At 28.8% G+C, this 21,357-nt stretch carries 20 protein-coding genes and 1 riboswitch; of the genes, 16 read left to right on the top strand and 4 right to left on the bottom strand.

What is annotated here, in order from left to right; genetic code table 11:
• The first annotated feature begins 713 nt into the window (after positions 1-713).
• The 4 genes from H9661_RS09565 (at position 714) to H9661_RS09550 (ending at position 4,226) form a co-directional block, all read left to right on the top strand.
• Positions 714-1,397 (top strand): response regulator transcription factor, encoded by a 684-nt coding sequence (locus H9661_RS09565; protein WP_191768478.1) that lies wholly within the window; start codon positions 714-716, stop codon positions 1,395-1,397.
• Between the two features lie 241 nt (positions 1,398-1,638).
• Entirely contained in the window at positions 1,639-2,571 is a 933-nt protein-coding gene (locus tag H9661_RS09560) for an ABC transporter ATP-binding protein (RefSeq protein ID WP_191768475.1), read from the top strand.
• Positions 2,549-3,307, top strand: coding sequence for an ABC transporter permease subunit (locus tag H9661_RS09555; protein WP_185966712.1), 759 nt, complete (start codon positions 2,549-2,551; stop codon positions 3,305-3,307). The genes H9661_RS09560 and H9661_RS09555 overlap by 23 nt, the downstream gene beginning before the upstream one ends.
• Positions 3,308-3,587: 280 nt before the next feature.
• A complete protein-coding gene (locus H9661_RS09550) occupies positions 3,588-4,226 on the top strand; it encodes a sensor histidine kinase (RefSeq protein ID WP_185966713.1) in 639 nt (212 codons plus the stop codon).
• A gap of 360 nt (positions 4,227-4,586) precedes the next feature.
• Here H9661_RS09550 and H9661_RS09545 read toward each other — a convergent pair whose 3' ends face one another.
• Positions 4,587-4,766, bottom strand: coding sequence for a hypothetical protein (locus H9661_RS09545; RefSeq protein WP_143315137.1), 180 nt, complete (start codon positions 4,764-4,766; stop codon positions 4,587-4,589).
• 90 nt (positions 4,767-4,856) lie between these two features.
• On the bottom strand, positions 4,857-6,860 hold the full coding sequence (locus H9661_RS09540) for a KUP/HAK/KT family potassium transporter (protein ID WP_143315138.1): 2,004 nt from the start codon (positions 6,858-6,860) through the stop codon (positions 4,857-4,859).
• A 171-nt stretch (positions 6,861-7,031) separates the two neighbouring features.
• Here H9661_RS09540 and H9661_RS09535 point away from each other — a divergent pair, with 171 nt between their 5' ends.
• A complete protein-coding gene (locus H9661_RS09535; RefSeq protein ID WP_143315139.1) occupies positions 7,032-7,568 on the top strand; it encodes a cysteine hydrolase family protein in 537 nt (178 codons plus the stop codon).
• 216 nt (positions 7,569-7,784) lie between these two features.
• Positions 7,785-8,954, top strand: a complete 1,170-nt coding sequence (locus H9661_RS09530; RefSeq protein WP_191768472.1) for a MerR family transcriptional regulator — start codon at positions 7,785-7,787, stop codon at positions 8,952-8,954.
• 33 nt (positions 8,955-8,987) lie between these two features.
• Here the strand turns inward: H9661_RS09530 and H9661_RS09525 are convergent, their stop codons facing one another.
• Positions 8,988-9,692 (bottom strand): DUF421 domain-containing protein, encoded by a 705-nt coding sequence (locus H9661_RS09525; protein WP_143315141.1) that lies wholly within the window; start codon positions 9,690-9,692, stop codon positions 8,988-8,990.
• A 158-nt stretch (positions 9,693-9,850) separates the two neighbouring features.
• Between H9661_RS09525 and H9661_RS09520 the strand changes: the two genes are divergently transcribed.
• The 4 genes from H9661_RS09520 to H9661_RS09505 all read left to right on the top strand — a co-directional run bounded on the left by H9661_RS09520 (position 9,851) and on the right by H9661_RS09505 (position 14,616).
• Positions 9,851-10,450, top strand: coding sequence for an ATP-dependent Clp protease proteolytic subunit (locus tag H9661_RS09520; RefSeq protein ID WP_143315142.1), 600 nt, complete (start codon positions 9,851-9,853; stop codon positions 10,448-10,450).
• On the top strand, positions 10,437-11,165 hold the full coding sequence (locus H9661_RS09515; RefSeq protein WP_191768470.1) for a TraX family protein: 729 nt from the start codon (positions 10,437-10,439) through the stop codon (positions 11,163-11,165). Before H9661_RS09520 ends, H9661_RS09515 begins: the two co-directional genes overlap by 14 nt.
• A gap of 102 nt (positions 11,166-11,267) precedes the next feature.
• Positions 11,268-11,358: riboswitch (NiCo riboswitch) on the top strand.
• 128 nt (positions 11,359-11,486) lie between these two features.
• Positions 11,487-14,027: a cation-translocating P-type ATPase gene (locus tag H9661_RS09510; protein ID WP_143315144.1), complete on the top strand. Its 2,541-nt coding sequence runs from the start codon at positions 11,487-11,489 to the stop codon at positions 14,025-14,027.
• 43 nt (positions 14,028-14,070) lie between these two features.
• Positions 14,071-14,616: a nitroreductase family protein gene (locus H9661_RS09505; protein ID WP_143315145.1), complete on the top strand. Its 546-nt coding sequence runs from the start codon at positions 14,071-14,073 to the stop codon at positions 14,614-14,616.
• Positions 14,617-14,710: 94 nt separating this feature from the next.
• On the opposite strand, the gene H9661_RS09500 is transcribed toward H9661_RS09505, so the two are convergent.
• The gene (locus tag H9661_RS09500) at positions 14,711-15,754 is read right to left on the bottom strand and encodes a sugar phosphate isomerase/epimerase family protein (protein ID WP_243240379.1); all 1,044 of its coding nucleotides are present in this window, start codon (positions 15,752-15,754) and stop codon (positions 14,711-14,713) included.
• Between the two features lie 113 nt (positions 15,755-15,867).
• On the opposite strand from H9661_RS09500, the gene H9661_RS09495 reads away from it, so the two are divergent.
• From H9661_RS09495 to H9661_RS09470, 6 genes are all read left to right on the top strand, one after another.
• Positions 15,868-16,431 (top strand): TetR/AcrR family transcriptional regulator, encoded by a 564-nt coding sequence (locus tag H9661_RS09495; RefSeq protein ID WP_191768468.1) that lies wholly within the window; start codon positions 15,868-15,870, stop codon positions 16,429-16,431.
• Between the two features lie 32 nt (positions 16,432-16,463).
• Positions 16,464-17,954: a BglG family transcription antiterminator gene (locus tag H9661_RS09490; RefSeq protein ID WP_191768466.1), complete on the top strand. Its 1,491-nt coding sequence runs from the start codon at positions 16,464-16,466 to the stop codon at positions 17,952-17,954.
• 116 nt (positions 17,955-18,070) lie between these two features.
• Complete coding sequence (locus H9661_RS09485; protein WP_191768464.1) at positions 18,071-19,087, top strand: oxidoreductase; 1,017 nt, start codon at positions 18,071-18,073, stop codon at positions 19,085-19,087.
• Positions 19,088-19,114: 27 nt separating this feature from the next.
• A complete protein-coding gene (locus H9661_RS09480) occupies positions 19,115-19,300 on the top strand; it encodes a hypothetical protein (protein WP_243240377.1) in 186 nt (61 codons plus the stop codon).
• 13 nt (positions 19,301-19,313) lie between these two features.
• Positions 19,314-20,300 (top strand): Gfo/Idh/MocA family protein, encoded by a 987-nt coding sequence (locus tag H9661_RS09475; protein WP_143315149.1) that lies wholly within the window; start codon positions 19,314-19,316, stop codon positions 20,298-20,300.
• 97 nt (positions 20,301-20,397) lie between these two features.
• On the top strand, positions 20,398-21,330 hold the full coding sequence (locus tag H9661_RS09470) for a phosphotransferase (RefSeq protein WP_191768462.1): 933 nt from the start codon (positions 20,398-20,400) through the stop codon (positions 21,328-21,330).
• Positions 21,331-21,357: the final 27 nt, after the last annotated feature.

Here is a 21,357-nt window from a genome sequence, read left to right as displayed (position 1 = left end):
TATTATTCCAAATCTACCATCAAACAATACAAAAAAAGAATGTAGTAGATTTGTTTTACACAAATCTATCTACATTCTCATTATACTTTTAGATTTTTAAATTTAATTTTAACAATAAAGATATTTTATGGTTCAAAATACTGTAATTCCATATTGGAACATTGCAGTATTTTTTTGTATCTTCATTATGTCTACATTATGTCTACATTATGTCTACTGCTTGGTGTCATAAGTCTTCATAGTTTTTCTTCTATCTTTTTGATAAGTTTAATAATAGATTATTGATTTCAGATGATCTTTAGTAAAAAGTTAAAAATCTTGATACAAGTATTCTACAATTATTCATGTTTAGGTAGAAGAACTTTTAGCTGTATTCTTGAAAAAAGTAACGTATAAAAAAATAATGTTCTATACTTGAAAATATATCAACTAATATATGCAACTTATTTCTTTAAATGTGAATCAATATTTGAATAGCAGTAACAATTAGAATTAAATTATTTTATTACAGAAACAATTACAGTATAATATTATTGTAAAAACATTGAATTATAGTAATGAAATGGATTGATAGTGTTATAAAGTAGTGGAATACTAATCTGTTTTTACATGAAGTTAACAAAATAGATCAATCATTTTATGTAAATTATACAACAATGTATTATTTATAAGCTATTGTTATAGGTATGAATAAAAAGAGGGAGGAGTAGAACATGATTAAGATTTTGGTTTTAGAAGATGATAAAGAAATTAATCAACTTATTTGTAAGGTATTAGAAGATAATAATTATTTTACAACTTCTGCCTTTACAGGATTAGATGGAATGAGATATTTAAAATCAGAAAAATTTGATCTAGTATTACTAGATTTAATGTTACCTTTTATGAGTGGAGATAAAATTTTAAGTGAGCTTCGTACATTTTCACAAGTTCCAGTTCTTGTAATTTCTGCCAAAGAAACAACACAGATTAAAGTAGATTTACTTCGATTAGGAGCAGATGATTATATAACAAAGCCATTTGATCTTGATGAGATTGTAGCTAGAGTTGAGTCAAACTTGCGACGTAGTAGAAATGAAAACAAAGAAGAACAAAAGTGTATATTTAAAAATAAGGATATCGAAATGAATTTGCTTGAAAAAGAGGTAAAGGTTGGTGGAAAAGTACTTCAATTAACAGCAACTGAATATAAAATTTTAGAACTCTTTTTATGTAATCCTCAAAAATTATTTTCTAAGGCTAATTTATTTGAAAGCATTTGGAATGAAGATTATATTGTAAGTGATAATACTATTAATGTATATGTTAGTAGATTACGACAGAAGTTAAAAGTTGCAAATCCGCATATGGAATATATAGAAACTCTTTGGGGCTTAGGATATCGTTTGTCGAAGTAAGTATTTATATTTTTTTTATTAATTTGTAAGGATTTTGTTAGAATTACTTATTATGATAAAAGTATAGGATGATTTTCAAATCCAAACTAATAGTTAAGAAAAATTTTAATAACAGGGAGTGCGATATAGTTATATTAACAGGAAATCAACACTAAATAAACCTATGTTAAAAAATATTCAGTAATTTATAAGGGGCTCTATTTGGAGAAAGATAAAATAAAAGAAAGTGGAGTATTTGAATATGGAAGAAATTATTTTAAGGGCAATTGATTTGAATAAAAAATATAATCAAACTAAAGTTTTAAACAATGTAAATATTACTATAAAAAAAGGTAGAATATATGGATTTGTTGGACAGAATGGAGCCGGAAAAACTACGGTTATGAGAATTATATCAGGTCTTTCTATCGCTGATTCTGGGTATATAGAAATGTTTGGGGTATCAGATAGAAAAGGATTAATAGAAGAAAGAAAACGTATGGGATCTATGATCGAAACACCAGCTTTTTATCCATATATGACAGCATATGAGAACATTGAAGCAGCACGAATAGCTTACGGAATTCCGAGTAAAGATTCAAGTGAGAAAGCTTTAGTTGCTGTTGGGTTACAGGATACAGGAAAGAAAAAAGTGCAAGATTTTTCAATGGGAATGAAACAGCGTTTAGGTATTGCAATATCTATACTTAATGAACCGGAGTTTCTTGTTCTGGATGAACCTACAAATGGGTTAGATCCAATTAGCATGATAGAAATACGAGATTTAATAGCTAGTTTAGCACGTGACAAGAATATTACCATTTTAATTTCTAGCCATATATTGGAGCAGTTATACCAATTAGTAACAGATTATATTATTATTCATAAAGGGCAAATCTTACGAACAATAACAAAAGAAGAATTAGATAAAGAATGTGAAAAACATATTGCTATATCAGTAGATAATACTTCACTTGCAATAGCAAGTTTAGAAAAATCACTTAATATAAAAAAATATAAAATTATGCCTGATGATAGCATCTTACTATATGATTATGTTGATGATGTCCAGAAGGTTATTAATACACTATCAAAAGGTGAAATTATAATTAAAAAGATTAATGTAAATGGAGACAGTTTAGAAAATTATTTCATTAATCTTATTGGAGGTGTTGAAAATTTTAAATCTATTTAAGTTAGAATTATATAAATTGAAAAAGCAAAAGACACTCAAAGTATTATTACTACTTGTAATCTTGCTATCTGTTTTAAGCGCTTTTTCTGAGATTAGAATACTTGCTGAGCAAGGAGTTTCAAGCAGTGGAAAATTAAGTTATGAAAAAGCGTTTCAAGATATTTTTATGTATTTTGTATGTGCTGTATTTGCAGGTCTTTATATAGGGGCTGATTTTTCAAATAGGACAATTCAGTCTTATCTTTCTTCTGGACATAGCCGTATTTCAATAATTATAGCAAAATCGTTAGGCTTTTTCATGGGGACAACAATTATTATGTTACTTTATCCAATTACAGTTACTATTATTAATACAATTAAATTTGGGTGGGGTGAACCATTTACTTTTCTTTCATTCTGCTATATATTAAGGGTTGCTTTATTAGGTTCAATTTTAAATATTGGAACAAATAGTGTATTCGTACTTTTTGCTTTTATTTTTAAAGATATTCCCAAAACTATTTGCGCTTCATTATTATTTCCAATTTTATTTTCGTTTTTTCAGTCATTAATAGGAGATGTTATTCCAATTTTAAAGAGTGTAATCAACGTTACAACCTTAGCACAGTTGAAAAATATATCAATCGCCACAATTAGCTATCAACAAATATTTGTAATATTTTTATCATTTTTAATTATAACAATTATAACATTAAGTTTAACTTATATAATTTTTGATAAAGCAGAAATTAAATAGAGGTTAGATAAATATGAGAAATAATATGTTCATAACCAATATTATACTAATAATTCTCATATGCATAATCATTATATTATTTCTTCATTTATATCTAATAAAAAGGCAGATAAGAGCTATATCAAATCAATTGCAAAAAAATAAAGTTGAAAAAATAAATATCGCTTTAATTAATAAAGATGTTATTAATTTAGCTTCTATAATAAATAAAAATATTCTAAATCAAAAAAAACATAATTTGGATATTATAAAAAGGGGAAAAAAACTAAAGGAAGCAATTTTGAGTATTTCACATGATTTAAGGACACCATTAACATCTATTATTGGATATTTACAACTTCTGAAAAGATCAAAGCTTAATAGTGAACAAAATGAATTTGTTGAAATAGTATTAAATAGAAGTGATGGATTAAAAAAATTAATTTGTGATTTCTATGAGCTTTCTATTTTGGAAATAAGTGAAAATAAACCAAATTTCCAAAGGGTCAATATTTCAAAGGTTATTACTGAATGTGTACTTAATTACTTTGAAGAATTTGACAAGAGAAATATAGTCCCAAAATTGAAAATTTCAAAGGAAGTAGATTATGCTTATGTGGATAAATTGATGTTAGAAAGAATTATAAATAACTTATTGATAAATGCATTGCGTTATAGCAATGGCGATCTTAGTATAACTGTAACTGCATCTGAATGGATTAATATAAGTTTTAAAAATGGTATTTTTCAAAATAAAATGTTTGATCCAACTAAACTATTTGAAAAATTTTATACTGGAGATGAAGCTCGTAATAAACATGGTACTGGGTTAGGGCTTTATATAACAAAGCTTTTAATAGAAAAGATGGGAGGGCAAGTATTTGCTAAACTTCAAGACAATATGCTAGATATTACAATTTTGCTAATGAGGAAAAGTTAAGCTAAGTTTATTTGTTAGGTAATAATAAGCATCGAGAGATTTCACAGCTGAATATTAGTAAATCCTCATTATTAAAATTAAATTACGCTTATAGATAAAATATCAAAATCTGATATAGCATTTAGTGCTTACCAGGTTTTTTTTCTTTTTACTGGCTAAGATAACTTAAGTAGTGGTTATTTGGCTAATTTATATAAAAAAAGATTTATGAAAATAAAAGATGGAAAATCGAAGATATATAATACATTAAAAAATAAAATGAAGTTTGAAAGTATTACAGGAAAATTAATTCTTTATTTTTTAAAGAGGCTGTTACATTAGCATTTTGAAAATGCTAATGCGACAGCCTCTTTACATTCATTATTCAGCAACACTTGGAATCTCTTCATTGTCGCTTGACTTCTCTTTATTGTAATAATTATTTGTAGTATTACCTGAATTATTACCAACACCATTTTTAACTGGTGAAATAATAAATCCAAAAACTACTCCAATTGAAAATGCTAAGGAAGTCAATCCCAAAACCTCTTTTTTATTCATTACGTATCCCCCTTTTATTATGAGTACCACTATATTCACATATTACTAAATTATAGTTAAACAGTATAATAATTATAACACTTTTATTCTTTATTTTTTACTTCTTTTTAAAACTACAGGATTTGAATGTCCTACAAATAATGGAACTTTTTCAATATAAACATCACTAGTTTCAAGTCCAAACCATCTTGCTGGAGTAACAGTAATTTTCTTTATTAATAATTTTGATCTAAGTATAAGTGAATCCCAAGACTTTAATTCTGACTCATAAGAAAGATGTTCTTGAATTAAAATAAAGCGGAAGTCACTAATTTTTCTATCGGGCATAGTTGTGTAAGTTCTAGCTTGCATTTCTATTTCACCGCTTTCAACTAATTCATTTGAAATTTGGCGCAAGAAAACATTTAATTTTTGTTCTACTCTAAATCCAAGCTTTAATCGAACTTTCACAATGTAAGATGTTCCAAAGGTGTCTACATTATATTCAGCTAAATAAGGTTCATCGGTAACATCAATATTTACAAACCAATAAACATTTGCTTTTTTAGGTCTTTTGTCTAAAATGGAGTACATTATTTTTCTTTCAATATATTTTCGGCTTCCTAAGCTTGTTAAATATACCAAGTTTGTTGCATACTTAGGGCGATCCTCATCTTGACGTAATTGATTTAATTGATCCTTATAATCTTCTATTGGAACTTCTTCTAGTAATCCCATCTTAATATAGTGACCTTTAATCCAAATAATCATAACTGTTAGTATTCCTAAGGCAATTAAAACAGCTACAAATCCTCCATGCATAAATTTAACTATATTTGCAATAAAGAAACAAAATTCAATTACTCCAAAGAAAATAAGTATACATATAGCAACAATAAGTGGAGTCTTTTTCTTTAATAAATAGTTAAACAATAAAATAGTGGTCATTAACATAGTAACAGTTATTGCAAGACCATAAGCTGCTTCCATATGTTCTGAATTTTTAAAGTAGAGAACTATTCCTATACAAACAATCCATAAAAGCTTATTAATTGAAGGTATATACAACTGTCCTTTAGACTTAGAGGGATACATAATATGTAATCTAGGGAATAGATTCAATTTAATTGCTTCAGAAACAAGTGTAAAGGAGCCTGAAATTAAAGCTTGTGAGGCGATAATTGCAGCTAAAGTTGAAATTACTATAGCAAATATTAAAAGTCCTTCAGGAACCATTTGAAAAAATGGATTTAGGCCTTCTATATCAGCATATTCAGTGCTATTCTTAGCTGCCAGTATCCAAGCTCCTTGACCAAAATAATTTAATAGTAAACATATCTTAACAAAGGGCCAAGACCCATATATATTATCTTTTCCAACATGCCCAAGGTCTGAATAAAGAGCTTCAGCGCCTGTGGATGATAAAAATATGCTACCAAGTATAAAGAAGCCTAGTCTATTTTCACTGCTAAAAAGTGTTTTAATTGCATAATATGGAGACAATGCACGTAATAGTGTCCAATCATGAGACATATTAATAATTCCAAAGTAAGCTAAAGCACAAAACCAAATAAGCATAATTGGACCAAATAATTTTCCAATTAAATCAGTTCCAAAATGTTGAATAAAAAATAAAGCACTTATGATTATTATTACAATTACAACAATATTATTTTGATTGTTCCCAAAAACCTCATTAAAACTTGGTATTAGATTTAGTCCTTCAATTGCTGAAGTTACAGTTACAGCAGGAGTCAACATTCCATCAGCTAGTAATGTAGAACCACCAATAATAGCTGGAACTATAAGCCACTTTGCACGCCTACGAACTAGAGTAAAAAGAGAAAAGATTCCACCTTCGCCCTTATTATCTGCATTTAATGTTATAAGAACATATTTTATAGTTGTTAAAATGGTAATTGTCCAAAAAACCATAGATAAAGTTCCAAGTATAAAACTTTCAGATACGTTACTTAAACCGCCATTACCATTTAAAACAGATTTCATTACATAAAGTGGTGAAGTTCCAATATCTCCATAAACTACCCCTAAGGTTACTAAAACTCCTCCTAAGGTCAATTTAGAAATATTATTTTGTTTTCTAATCAAATTCATATTTAATCTTCCTTTTCTTTTTTCTAGATAAAGCTATATTTATTATTTACTTTTTATCTTAAAATCATAGATAAAATAAAAAAATATATAAACTATTTTTTAAGAAAAAGGTTTATAATTGTTATAAATATCATTATCTGATATAAAAAAACAATAAAGGAGAAAAGATATATGAGTAACGTAGCTATATTAGTAGTAGATGTTCAAAATGCATTGATTGAAAAACATCCTTATAATGAAAGGAAAGTAATTGAAAATATAAAAAAGCTAATTTCAACTGCAAGAGATAATATGAAAGAAGTTATATATGTACGTCATGATGATGGAGTAGGGACTGAATTTGAAAAAGGAACATATGGATGGCAGATTTATAATGAAGTAGCACCTAATAATGATGAGTTAATTATTGAAAAACAGTTTAATAGTGCTTTTTTAAAGACAAGCTTAAGAGAATATTTAGAAAGTAAAGAGATAGATACAATAATGCTAGTAGGGCTTCAAACAGAATATTGTTTTGATGCTACTTGTAAAAGTGCCTTTGATGCAGGATATAAAATAATTATTCCAGAAGAAACAAATACAACTTTTGATAACGAATATCTTTCTGGTGAGAATCTTTATAAATTTTTTAATTATGGAATTTGGAATAACCGCTTTGCTCAGGTTATCTCAATGGAGGATGTAATAAAAACTTATCTAGATAAATAATATTCATATCAGAATTAGTTACCAGTATTTCCCAAGAAATAAACCTCATAAGGAATATAACCTTTTAATTGTAATTTAAATAAAAAACTGTTGACCCTAACATAAGGTTATAGTGTAGCATATAGGTAAAGGTTGAACATATTGTAAAAGAAATTCATAGCTAGCTAATAAATTGCAATATTAACAACCTTTGAATCAAGGCTGGAGGTATAACAATTGAAAACAGTTAAAGAAGTTTCAGATTTAACAGGAATTAGTGTGCGCGCACTACATCACTATCATAAAATTGGATTATTAAACCCAAGTGAAATCACAGATGCAGGTTACAGACTTTATGATCATAAATCTATTGAAAAATTGCAACAGATATTGTTTTTTAAGGAGCTTGATATACCTTTAAAAGATATTAAAGAAATAATGGACAGTCCAAGTTTTAATAAAATGAAAGCTTTAAAAAAGCAGGAGAAGTTGCTTGTTTTAAAACGTGATAGACTAAATGATTTAATAGATCTTATAAATAAGACAATAAAAGGAGAGAATTCAATGAGTTTTAAAGAATTTGATATGAGTGAATATTTTAATGCCTTAGAGGAATTTAAAAAAGAGCATAAAGACAAGATAATTAAAGCTTATGGTAGTATAAATAAATATAATGAATTTATTGAAGGTTTGAAATCTAAGGAAGATACAGCTAATAAGATTGCTAAAATGGCCATAACACAGTATGGAAGCATTGAAAAATATGTTGAGGCTATGAAGAAAAATTGGCAAAATGATAAGATGTTTACTAAAGCAGAACAATATGATGAGTTTAAGAGAGATCTCTTGGAAGATAAGCATCCTAAATTAAGAGAATTATATAAAAAGCTTGTATCTGACTTAAGTAAAGATCCTTCTTCAAAGGAAATTCAACAAGTAGCTGAAGAAATAACTAATATAGCTAAAAAAGATTATGAAATTTTTAAAGCTGATATGGGAGATGACTATTGGTACTACATGGTACGACTTTATTTAGTCTTACCTGATTGGATAAAAGCAGTTGACAGTAAATATGGAGATGGCTCATCTAAATTTATCGGTAAAGCTCTAAAAAGTTATTTAGGAGATAATAAGCCTAAGCTTGAGGTACTATATAAAAATCTTACATCTGACTTAAATAAAGATCCTCATTCAAAGGAAATTCAAGAAATAGTTCAGAAAATAGTAAATGAGACTGAGAAACAGCTTAAGGTTTTAAAAAGAGATGAAGGAGAAAATTATTGGGGCTATACAGCAGAACAATATTTATCAGATCCTACTTATATAAAAGTAATGGATAAGAAATATGGAAATGGTGCATCTAAATTTATTGGAGAAGCCCTAAAATTTTATTCTAAAAACAATTAATAAGAAAAGCTAAGCTTTATGTCTTAGCTTTTCTTATTTATATAAAAACACCTTTAGATTACCTTTATCATCAAATGTAGCTAAGAGAACATTTTTAACCTCTGTTTGATATAACCGTTTCAAATTAGACTGAACCCAATCTTCATCCTTCTGTATTTCCTTTAAGCTCTTTGAAATTATCTTACCTTCTTTAACAATTGTCCTTTGAAAATTAAAAGCTTCTGCTTGTATATTTAAATCTGAAAGAGTAGCAGGACTATATTTAGGATCCAAAAAAACAGAAATTTTCCCATCAGATTCCCAAGTTGCCAAGGCTACCTTTTTCACATCTTCTACTTTCTCTTCACGTAATTCTTCTAATAGCACATCAACTGATATTCTTGCTTTTTTTAATCCTTTATAAAGAATTTCTCCATTTTTAACAATAGTAATAGGTGAACTATTTACAATTCTTCTTAAGGCTGGGAACTTAAGAATACTAAAGATACTAATAAGATATAAAATTACTAGTACAGTTGTTGTAATCATAGAGCCTTCTAAACCAAGGTGTTCGTCAGACAAAGGGTGAGCAATTATGTTTCCAATAACTAGAGCAATAACAAAATCAAGAAGTCTTAATTGTGATATAGTTCGTTGTCCTAAGATTTTTGCCATGATAAGCAAGAAGAAATATGAAGTAATAGCACGAAGAACCCACTGAGCTCCAGTAAGGGTCTCTTGGCTTTGTAAAAAATTCATAAAATATGTACCTCCTTTATTCAAAGATTCAATGCTCATGTTATTTTACCCATTAGGCATTGCTGATTATACTAAGAAAAACAACATGATTAGTTGACATATACATGAAGTAAGAATAGAATAAATGGTATGTAATGGAAAATATAGGAGGTTTTTTTATGGAAATTATAAAAAAAGTGATAAATAAGGAAGATAGTAAAGAAGCAAGTGCAAATAAACCTGATATATATCAAGAGAAAATGCTAAATTCTAGAACTATTATAATCTCAGGAGAAATTAATCAAGAGCTAGCAGCAAAAGTTAGCATGCAGTTATTGATTTTGCAAGAAATAAGTGATGAACCTATAAAGATTTTTATAAATAGCCAAGGTGGCCATGTTGAATCTGGAGATACAATTCATGATATGATCAAATTTGTAAAGCCTAAGGTAATAATGATTGGTACAGGGTGGGTTGCTAGTGCAGGTATAACCATTTACCTTGCAGCTGATAAAGAAAATAGATATTCTTTGCCTAATACAAGATATATGATTCATCAACCATCTGGAGGAGCTAGAGGACAAAGTACTGATCTTGCTATTGAAGCTGAAGAAATAATGAAGATAAAAGATAGAGTAGCAAGATTAATAAGTGATGCTACAGGAAAACCATTAGAAGAAGTTAATGAAAACATAAATCGTAATTATTGGATGAATGCAAATGAAGCTGTAGATTACGGTATTGTAAATAAGATTATAACTAAGTATGAAGAGTTATAAAGGCTTAACTAATAATGAGTTAAAAATACTGGCTATCATAGCTATGACTATGGACCATATCGCTTATGGATTTATTACCCCAAGTACTATCACATATGAAGTTTTTAGAGCAATTGGGAAATTAACAATCGTTATAATGTGTTATATGGTTGTAGAAGGATATAAACATACACATAACATAAAAAAGTATCTATTAAGAATGTTTATATTTGCTCTCATTTCTCATATACCTTATGTATTTCTTTTCACAGGAAAAGTATCTTTATTATTTGGTGAACGTAATTTTCATACCAGCGTAATATGGTCATTACTTTTAGGGTTAATATTAATATGTGTTTGGAATGATGATAGATTTAAAAAAATATATAAGATAATTTTGTTAATCATTATTTGCTGTTTATCAACTTTAGGAGATTGGGGTATATTTGCAGTTATATTGATATTTGGATTTAATATTTATTATGGAAACAGAAAAAAACAGATGATTTTTCTTGGAATATGTGCCATGTTTATAGGTATTTTAACTATTTATCAACTAAGTTTAAGGGGGGCTGGAGCTTGGTATAGTGAGATCTACCTTTTTGGTTTACTTCTTGGTATTCCTGTTTTATTAAAGTATAATGGAACCCTTGGGAAAAGCAAAAATTTGAAGTGGCTATTTTATATATACTACCCCTTGCATCAAGTGATATTAGGCATTTTAGCCCATATTTAACACAAGTAAGTTAGAAAATTAAATATTTTTATCAAATAAAGTAACCTTATTAATAATTCTGCAATATAATATATAAAAATCTCTTTGCGCTGCATATAAACTACAGTACAAACTGATCAGGCCATAAGTTGTAGTAATTTAAGGAGCCGGGCCAAAATAGGCAACAGGGTTATTTAATACCTGTGGGACAGTTTAATGTTCTACAGGTATTTTTTCTTTTAGAGCATTAACTGTTATAAATGCAATGCCATAGAGCTATCAAACAAATTTATTCATAACAGAGAGAGAGAGTTGTTATGGATTAAAGGGAGGTAACTTATTATGACAATTGAAAGAAAGACAATGAAATTGCAGGGGCTAACAAATGAGGAAGCTAAGAAAGCTCAAAATAAGTATGGTAAAAATCAACTTATTCCAGAGAAAAAGGAGAATTTCCTTTTAAAGCTTCTTAATGTACTAAAAGAACCTATGTTTTTATTACTAATAATGTCGGCTATTATTTATTTCCTACTGGGGGAACCAACTGATGGTTCGGTAATGCTAATATTTGTAGTTGGAATGATATTAATTGATGTGGTTCAAGAGTGGAAGACAGATAAAACTTTAAAGTCCTTAAGGAAATTATCTGCACCTCATATTAAGGTTATTAGAGATTATAAAGAAAAAATGATAAATAGTGAAGACTTAGTTCCAGGAGATTTAATGATTATAACAGAAGGTATAAAAGTGCCAGCTGATGGAAAGCTAATCTCTTCTAATGATCTTTTCATAGATGAATCTTCCTTAACTGGAGAGGCTGAAGGTATATGGAAATCCATTGATTCTACAGATGAAGGGGATTATTTAAAAAAGGATCACTGCTATGCTGGAACCTTGGTCCTTCAGGGGAGTGGAGTAGTTAAGGTAGAAAAAATAGGAATGGCTACTGAATATGGGAAAATAGGGCATGGCATATCAGAAGCTAAAGATATTGTAACTCCACTTGAAAAACAAACAAGATATCTTGTAAAAATATGCTCTGTATTAGCTATAGTTCTTTGTTTTATCGTGGCAGCAATAACGTATTTAAATCTCTTTGATTCCCCACTAAAAGAAAGGCTAATCGAAAGCATTCTTTCAGGTATAACCCTTGCAATGGCGATGATTCCAGAGGAATTCCCTGTAGTTTTGACCGTGTTTTTATCAATGGGAGCATGGCGGCTAGCAAAGAAACAATCTCTAGTTCGAAAGCTTCCTTCAGTAGAGACTTTAGGTGCTGTATCCATACTTTGTGTAGATAAAACTGGCACTATCACATTAAATAATATGAAAGTAGATCATATTTGGTCTATTGAAGAAGATAAAGATAATTTGCTAAAAGTTATGGGGATGGCATGTGAAACAAATCCTTATGACCCTATGGAAAAAGCCATGCTTAAATACTGCCAAGATAATGATATAAAAAAGGACTACCTGTTTAGTGGTGAGCTTATTAATGAATATTCCTTTACCAATAAACGAAAAATGATGGGGCATGTTTGGAAGCGTGATAATAAAATAATAATTTGTGCTAAAGGTTCTTCTGAAAAGTTAATTAACCTTTGCAATCTCAAAAAGGAAGAAATAGATAAAATAAATAAAAAGGCATATGAAATATCTTCAAAAGGCCTTAGAGTAATAGCGGTAGGAAAAAAGGACATTGAAGATAATGAAATAGTTCCTCTTGAATTAGAAGATTGCAGTCTAAAGTTTCTAGGATTAATAGGGCTTATAGATCCTCCAAGGGATTATATAAAAGATGACATTAATAAATGTATATCTGCAGGTATTAGAGTTATTATGATTACTGGAGATAATGGATTAACTGCAGCTTCAATTGCAAAAAGAGTTGGCATTTGTTCAAATAAAATAATCACTGGTGATGAGCTTTCCCTTATGGATGATAGTACATTAAGAGAAAAAGTAAAGGATGTATGTATTTTTTCAAGGGTACTTCCAGAGCATAAAATGAAGATAGTAAAGGCCTTTCAAGAAAATGGAGAAGTAGTAGCTATGACTGGTGATGGTGTAAATGATGCTGTTGCATTAAAATATGCAGATATAGGTATTTCCATGGGTAAAAGGGGCTCCGAGATATCAAGAGATGCCTCAGATTTAATACTTTTAGATGATAACTTTTCTACTATAGTGGATACTGTTAAAGACGGCAGAAGAATATATGACAATATAAGAAAAGCTGTAGGTTATATATTTACAATTCATATACCAATAGCTTTAGCTTCACTAGTTGCACCTCTTCTAAAAATAGATTCTTCTTCTTTATTATTATTACCAATACATGTTGTTCTTTTAGAATTAATTATAGATCCAACATGTTCAATAGTTCTTGAAAGACAGCCATCAGAATCTGATATTATGAAACGTAATCCACGTAGCCAAAATGAAGGCATAATAAATCCAAGGCTTTTGCTAAAAAGCTTAATTCAAGGATTAGTCATTTTTATTGCTTCCTTTGGTATCTATTATGGGTATTTAAGTTATAATCCTGAAGGGGCAGCAGTAGCACGTTCCATGGGATTAGCTATAATAATACTTTCTAATATATTTCTAGTTCAAGTTAATAGTTCCAATAAGGACTTTGTATATGAATCTTTTAAAAAATTAAGTAAGGATAAGGTTTTATGGCTAGTAAATATAGCAATACTTCTTGGGGTTGGAATAATTCTTTATACTCCTATTTCAAAATTTCTAAACCTTGAAGCTTTAAGTTTTAAAGAAATGCTTTTGGTTATAGGTGCATCCATAGCTTCAGTGATGTGGTATGAATTTGTAAAGCTTGCCTTAAAATTAAAAAAAACAGATCTAATATCTAAAGATAAATAGTATGATATAATGTATAAAATAACTTTGTGTTTGGAGGACAGTAATGGATTTTTTTGAATTGATATATAAAAGAGAAAGTGTTAGAGGATATATAGATAAACCAGTTGAAAGAGAAAAGATTGAAAAGATAATTGAGGCAGGCAGAATGTCGCCTTCTGCATGTAACGCACAACCTTGGAAGTTTGTTGTAGTAGATGATAAAGAAATTGTTTCTAAGCTAGCTAAAAAATTATATGATCCTTTAGTAAGTGGGATAAATAAATTTGCTCTCTCTTCGCCAGCTTTTATTGTGGTAGTAGGGGAGAAGAGAAACTTAACGTCTAAAATGGGAGAAGTTATTAAAAAGCAAGACTTTACTTCTTTAGATATAGGAATAGCCTGTGAAAATATTTGTTTAGCTGCAGCTTCCTTAGATTTAGGAACCTGTATGATGGGTTGGTTTAAGGAAAAATCCATAAAGGAACTTTTAAATATTCCATCAAGCAAAAAAGTTCATTTAGTAATATCTCTAGGTTACTATGAAAATAAGGAACCAAGAAAAAAGATTAGAAAAGATGTAACTGAAATAATGAGTTACAATAAGTATTAAAATTATTTGGGCCTTTTTCGCTAACATTAAATTTTGTTAGTTAAAAAGGCCTTTTTAACATTTAAATGGAGGGTGGAGCATTTACAAAATAACGTTATTTGTCACCAAACTTCTTCTGCATGTATTCTCCACTAACCTGTAGACTCTTAATTGGATCTTTATCTACCCAATTCTTATGAGTTTCTAATATAACACCCTTTACTCCATTTTTTATAGCTATTTCTGAGAGCGTATCTAGATCCATATTTCCATTTCCTAATTCTGTAGCATTTTCTTCAAGTATTGGCGTCATATATGGACCTGATTTAGTGCAACCACGATCATTAATATGCCATAGTTTTATCCTATTACCTAGCTTTTCCATTAAGGCTGTAACATTAGCACCACCATCTGTCATCCAAAAGCTGTCAAACTCGAAGTTCACATATTCAGCATCTGTTTCTTCAATTATAACATCGTAAGCTGTTTTTCCATTGGCTTCCTTTTGTAATTCGCAATTATGATTATGATACAAAAGATGTATTCCTTCCTCCGAAAGAGCCTTTCCTGCCTGATTCAGACCTTGGGCAAGTTTGTCCACTTCCTCTAAACTACTATAATCAAATTTGTACATACCAGTAATAACTACAGTATCTGTTCCAAAACTTTTAGCTTCATCAGCTATAGCTTTAGGATCTTTCTCAATGCTTGCCAAATCACTGTGGAGACTTGTAACCTTTAGTCCACTTTCTTCTATGAGCTTTGGCCAATCAAGCTCGCCACCGTTGCCAATAGACATTCCTGAGAACTTTGTCATTAGTTTTACCAGAATAGAAGACTTGTGGATCATAAAATCATTTAATTCGATTCCTTCATAACCTGCGTTTTTAATATCAAGTAATGTCTGTAAAGCATTATCATAACTATTACACATTGTTCCTATCATAATCTGTTGAACTCCAGTCACAATATGTTTAGAATCCTTCTCATCACTATTTCTTACAACATCGTTTTCTTTTATGTTTTGCTCCGTTTTGTGTGAGTTCACGATTTTATTAATTCTCATATTTTCTTTGATTTCATAACCAGAAATAAGTATTATCACGAACATAATGCATGCAATGATTATTTTTAATATTTTTTTTGATTTTTTCTTCATTTTCCAATCTCCTTTTCATTGACTTATTTCATAAGTACTCTATAATAATATCAACACCTGTTGATTTTGCAACCGACAGATGATTTAAAAGTGTCGAATTCAATGGAGGAGTTATGTCAGAAAAAAATAATACCAATCAGAGGGTCATGTTAACAAAACGCTTGATCCGTGAGGCTTTATTAGAAATGTTAAAGATACATAATATAAAAAAAATATCAATACGAGAATTATGTCAAATTGCAGGAATTAATCGTACTACCTTCTATAATCACTATGGAAGTCAATATGATGTATTAAATGAAATTGCTGAAATGTACATAGAAAATACTTCATTTGCCGTTATAAATGATATTAGAGCAGGCAAAAATTTCTTTGAATGTCTGACCCGGGTTCTACAATATATAAAAGACAATCTTGAATTTGCAAAACTTGTGCTAGATCAAGGTAATTATGACCTAATCACCCACATCAAAATCTCACTTCCACAGTTTGATGGGATGGTCATTAAACATCTACCAGAGGATCTTGATTTGGATGAAAAGAACGCAATCGCTTCCTTTGTACAGTATGGAACAGTAAGACTTCTTAAAGAATGGATTTTCTCAGATTGTTTGAAACCACCAGAAGAAGAAGCAAAATTAATTTTATATATTGCCGGAAGAACAATTGGCAATTGAAAGCTAACGATATAAGGTAGGTGACCATAAATTTGAATCGAAGACGTCGAGATATTTTAAATTTAATTTTTAATACAGAAGAATACATTACAGGTAATGAACTGGCAAGGCTTTGCAATGTAACAATTAGGACAATAAGAAAAGATATCAAAGAAATCAACAATTTATTAAAAGAATACGATACAGAAATAGATTCTAGTATAAAAAAAGGTTACTTCCTAACTAAAAGAAATAAAGAGATTTTGAAGAAAAATGATCTTATAAGAAAAGTTTTAGATTATGAGTATATAATAGAAGCACCAAGTTTGCCCATAGATAGGCAAATGTACATACTGCTAAAATTAACTACTAAAAAATATATTTATGTAGAAGAATTGGCAGAAAGTTTATATGTATCTACAGCTACTGTAAATAATGATATTGCTTTTATGAATAAGTGGTTAAAGAAAGAGTTGAAATTGGGAATAAGTTATTCTTTAAATGAAGGAATTACACTTAGGGCAGATGAAAAGGAAAAAAGAAATATTATCAGTTGGGTTTTAGCAAAACGGATTAATATAAGTACTGTTTCGAAATATTGGAGTTATTTATTTGAAGGGAAAGATGTTATTACATTAGCTAGAGATATTTATCATGTGGTAAGTGCTGAAACTAAAAAGCATAATTATTATTTATCAGGCCATAGCGCCCAACTTTTATGTTATGAAATATTAGTTGCAGTTAATCGTCAGAAATTAGGATTTAATTTAAATGATTCAGATGATATAAACGGTGAACTTATGCCTGTAATCATTGCTATACGAGAAAAAGTAGAAAAGATATTAGAGGAAAGATTATCAGAAACAGAATGGCTCAATTTACAGCAGTATTTTAAATCAAAGCAATTCCTTCATGGAACAGATATTAAAAATATTCAAACAGAAGAAGTTGTTTATATAGTAGATGAGTTTTTAAACATTTTATATAAAAACTTTAAAATAGATTTAAGGGTTAATCCAGATAATAAATATAAGTTAATTTTATATGTAGCTCCAATGATAAATCGTTTGAAATATAGACATTGTATATCAAATACCATAGATAAAAAAGTTGTTAAAACCTATAAAACAGAATTTAAAATGGCCACTGAAATTATACATATTATTAAGAAGAAACTAAATTTGAATATAGGACTTATTGATTTAGCTTATATAACTATTCACTTAGTAACCATGTGTGGGATAGGTAGATATAAATTAAATACTATAATTGTTTGTGATTATGATGAGTCTATATTAAGTTTTATTAATGATAAAATTAAAAATTATTTTGGAGAAAAAATAGAGGTATGCAGGTTTTATGATTATCAAGAATTTATGTATGAAAATGAGGAGAATCTTAAAAAGGTAGATTTTATAATAACCACCTCAACAATAGCGGATATTACTAATATTCCTTTTATTAGAATAAGTCCTGAAGTGGAGCAAAATGACATGGATATGATAGCTGAATATCTTGATGGTTATAAAAGCGAATCATCATAAAGTATTTCACCCTTTGAGGTGAAATATTTTAGTTTGTGGAAAAAATTTAGAATGATTATAATAAAACCAAAGCTTAGAGATAAGTACACACAGAATTATATTTTTAGGAGGTAGCTATGCTTACAATAGGTTATATTGGAAATGGTAAAAGTACTAATAGATATCATCTTCCATTTGTGGTGCAAAGAAAAAATATAAAGGTAAAGACTATTTATCAAAGGAATCCTAAAAATGAAAATTGGGATAGAATCGATAGAGTAAATTATACTTCTAACTTAGATGAGCTATTAAATGACGAAGAAATACAATTGATAGTGATTTGTACACTTCATAATAGTCATTATGAATATGCAAAAATGGTGTTAGAACACAATAAACATTGTCTAGTTGAAAAGCCATTTATGGAAGATTCTAAGCAGGCAAAAGAAATCTTTGCTTTGGCAAAAGAAAAAGGATTAATAGTTCAACCTTACCAAAATAGACGCTTTGATAGTGATTTTTTAACAGTTCAAAAAGTTATCAAAGAGGGAAAATTAGGTGAATTACTAGAATTAGAAATGCATTTTGATTATTATAGACCAGAAGTACCTGAAGCTAGTACTAGTTTTGATCCTCACTCATCATATTTATATGGTCACGGGTGTCATACCTTGGATCAAGTAATTAGTTATTTTGGCAAACCAGATAATATCCATTATGATGTAAGGCAATTATTAGGCACAGGCAAAATGAATGATTACTTCGATTTGGATTTATATTATGGAAAATTAAAGGTATCAGTAAAATCCAGTTATTTTAGAATCAAGGAAAGACCAAGCTTTGTTGTATATGGTAAAAAAGGATGTTTTCTAAAGAAGACAAAGGACCGCCAAGAAGAGCATTTAAAATTATTCTATATGCCTCAAAACAAGGATTTTGGTATTGATACATTTGATCATTATGGGGTACTTACATATATGGATGAAGAAGGCGACATACACGAAGAAAAGGTGAAGTCTGTCTCTGGTGATTATGGCCGTGTATATGATGATTTATACGAAACAATTATAAATGGTAAAAGTAAAACTATTACTGATGAACAAGTATTATTGCAAATGGAAATATTAGAAGCTGGAATAAAAGATTTAAAATAAGTAGCTAATATGGAGGCTTAAGATAAGGTGAATGAAGAGGATTTAAGAAAATTATGTGCTGAAAAAGCTATGGAATATATAAAAAATAATACTGTAATTGGTTTAGGAGCAGGAAGAACTATAGCTTCTTTAATTGAGCTTATAAGTAAAGAAATACAGGATGGTTTGAAAATTAAAGTTGTAACTCCATCTGATAGTACAATTTATATGTAATGGAGGTATTAACATGAAACTAGGCATTATTGGATCTGGAATGATCGTTCAGGAGTTCCTAACTATTACTTCCTATTTAAAGGATTTAGAGTTAGCAGCTATCTATGGAAGAAAAAGTGCTGAAGAGAAAATGAATGAATTGAAGAATAAATATAAAATTATGGATATTTATTATGATTATGACGAACTGCTTAATAGTGATGTAGATACTGTTTATATTGCATTACCTAATAATCTGCATTTTGAGTTTGCTAAAAAGGCATTAGTGGCAAATAAAAATGTTATTATTGAAAAACCTATAACATCAAATTATAAAGAAGCATCAATATTAAAGGATTTAGCTAAACAAAGAAACTTATTTATATTTGAGGCAATCACTAATCAATATCTCCCTAATTATAAAAAGATTAAGGAACTGCTTCCAGCCTTGGGAAATATAAAAATTGTTCAATGTAATTATTCTCAGTATTCTAGTAGATATAATAGTTTTAAGGAAGGTAATGTACTGCCTGCATTTGATCCTAATTTTTCTGGTGGAGCATTAATGGATTTGAATATTTACAACATTCATTATATAGTTGGTTTATTTGGAAAACCTAAAAATGTTGAATATTATCCTAATATAGAAAGAGGAATAGATACATCAGGAGTATTAATATTAGATTATGAAACATTTAAATGTGTTTGTATTGGAGCAAAAGATTGTAAGGCTCCTATTGCAAATAATATTCAAGGGGATAAAGGATGCATATATCAAGATACTCCAACTAATGTTTGTAAAGGATTTGAGTTATTAATGAATGATGGAACTAGCTCTTTAATTAATGAAAACAATTATGATCATCGTATGGTTAATGAGTTCATTGAATTTATAGAGATGATTAAAAATAATGATTTGGAAAAGTGTTATAAAATGTTAGAACACAGCTTAATAGTAAGTGAAGCTCAAACAATTGCAAGGAATAAAAGTGGAATTGTATTTCCTGAAGATAATAATTAAAAATAATGTAGATAATATTGATTTTATATATTGCTGGAAGAACAATTGGTAATTCAGGAATGTAGGTACTGGATTTAACATTTAAGTGGAGGATAGGATGGATAATGTATGGGAACGCTCGATACCTTTTTATAATTTGAGCATTAAAGAAATAACAGCTATATTCACAGAATATGATAAGAATTTTGAAATATTAAATTATACTCCAATATATGTTGGATGTAGAAATAGTAATTATAAGATACATACAAATAAGGGATATTTTTTGTTAAGAGTATGCCCATTAAAGGATATTAGTTATAAAAAGGAAAGATTTATTAGCGAGTTATTTTACGGCTATATAAATGTTCCTAAATTGCTTTTTGTATCTGAAAATAACATTACACAAAGAATATGTTTAATATATGAATATGTGAATGGTAATTCTATGCAAGAAATGCTTATACAAAAAGGCAAGCTTGAAGATAGAATTATAGTTGAAGTTGCTGAAAGTGCTTCATATATACATAACTGTAATATTTTAAATAAAGATGAATTTCATGATGATTATCCACCTTTTCTAACATGGTATGACTTGTTCCTTGAAAAAGAAATTGTTACTGAACGTATTGGAAAAGAAATAAAAGAAAGAGTTAAGACACTTATAGCAGATAAAAAAAGAGATTTATATGAAATTGATAAGTATATAAGTTTCATTCACTCAGATTTTCATCCTGCAAATATGATAATTGATAAAAATAATCGTATTTGGATTGTTGATTGGGAATTTTCGGGTTTTGGCCATAGCTTAGGAGATATAGGACAGTTTTTTCGATATGAGAATAGTTTTAATCAAAGGCAAATTGAAATGTTTGAAAAAGCATATAATAGCTCTTCTAATAGAGTCTTGCCATCTAATTGGTATGGGTTAAGCAAGCTTCGAGATTTAGTAAACCCACTACAAATGCTTGGTGCAAAAGAAAATCTTCCACAAAAATATATTGATTTAAAAAATATTGTTTTAAATATATTAGTGTTCTTTGGCTATTAACTATATAATCCATTAATTTACTTATAT

This window comes from Clostridium cibarium (genome assembly GCF_014836335.1).
Classification (GTDB): domain Bacteria; phylum Bacillota; class Clostridia; order Clostridiales; family Clostridiaceae; genus Clostridium; species Clostridium cibarium.
This window is presented reverse-complemented; position numbering and strand designations above follow the sequence as displayed.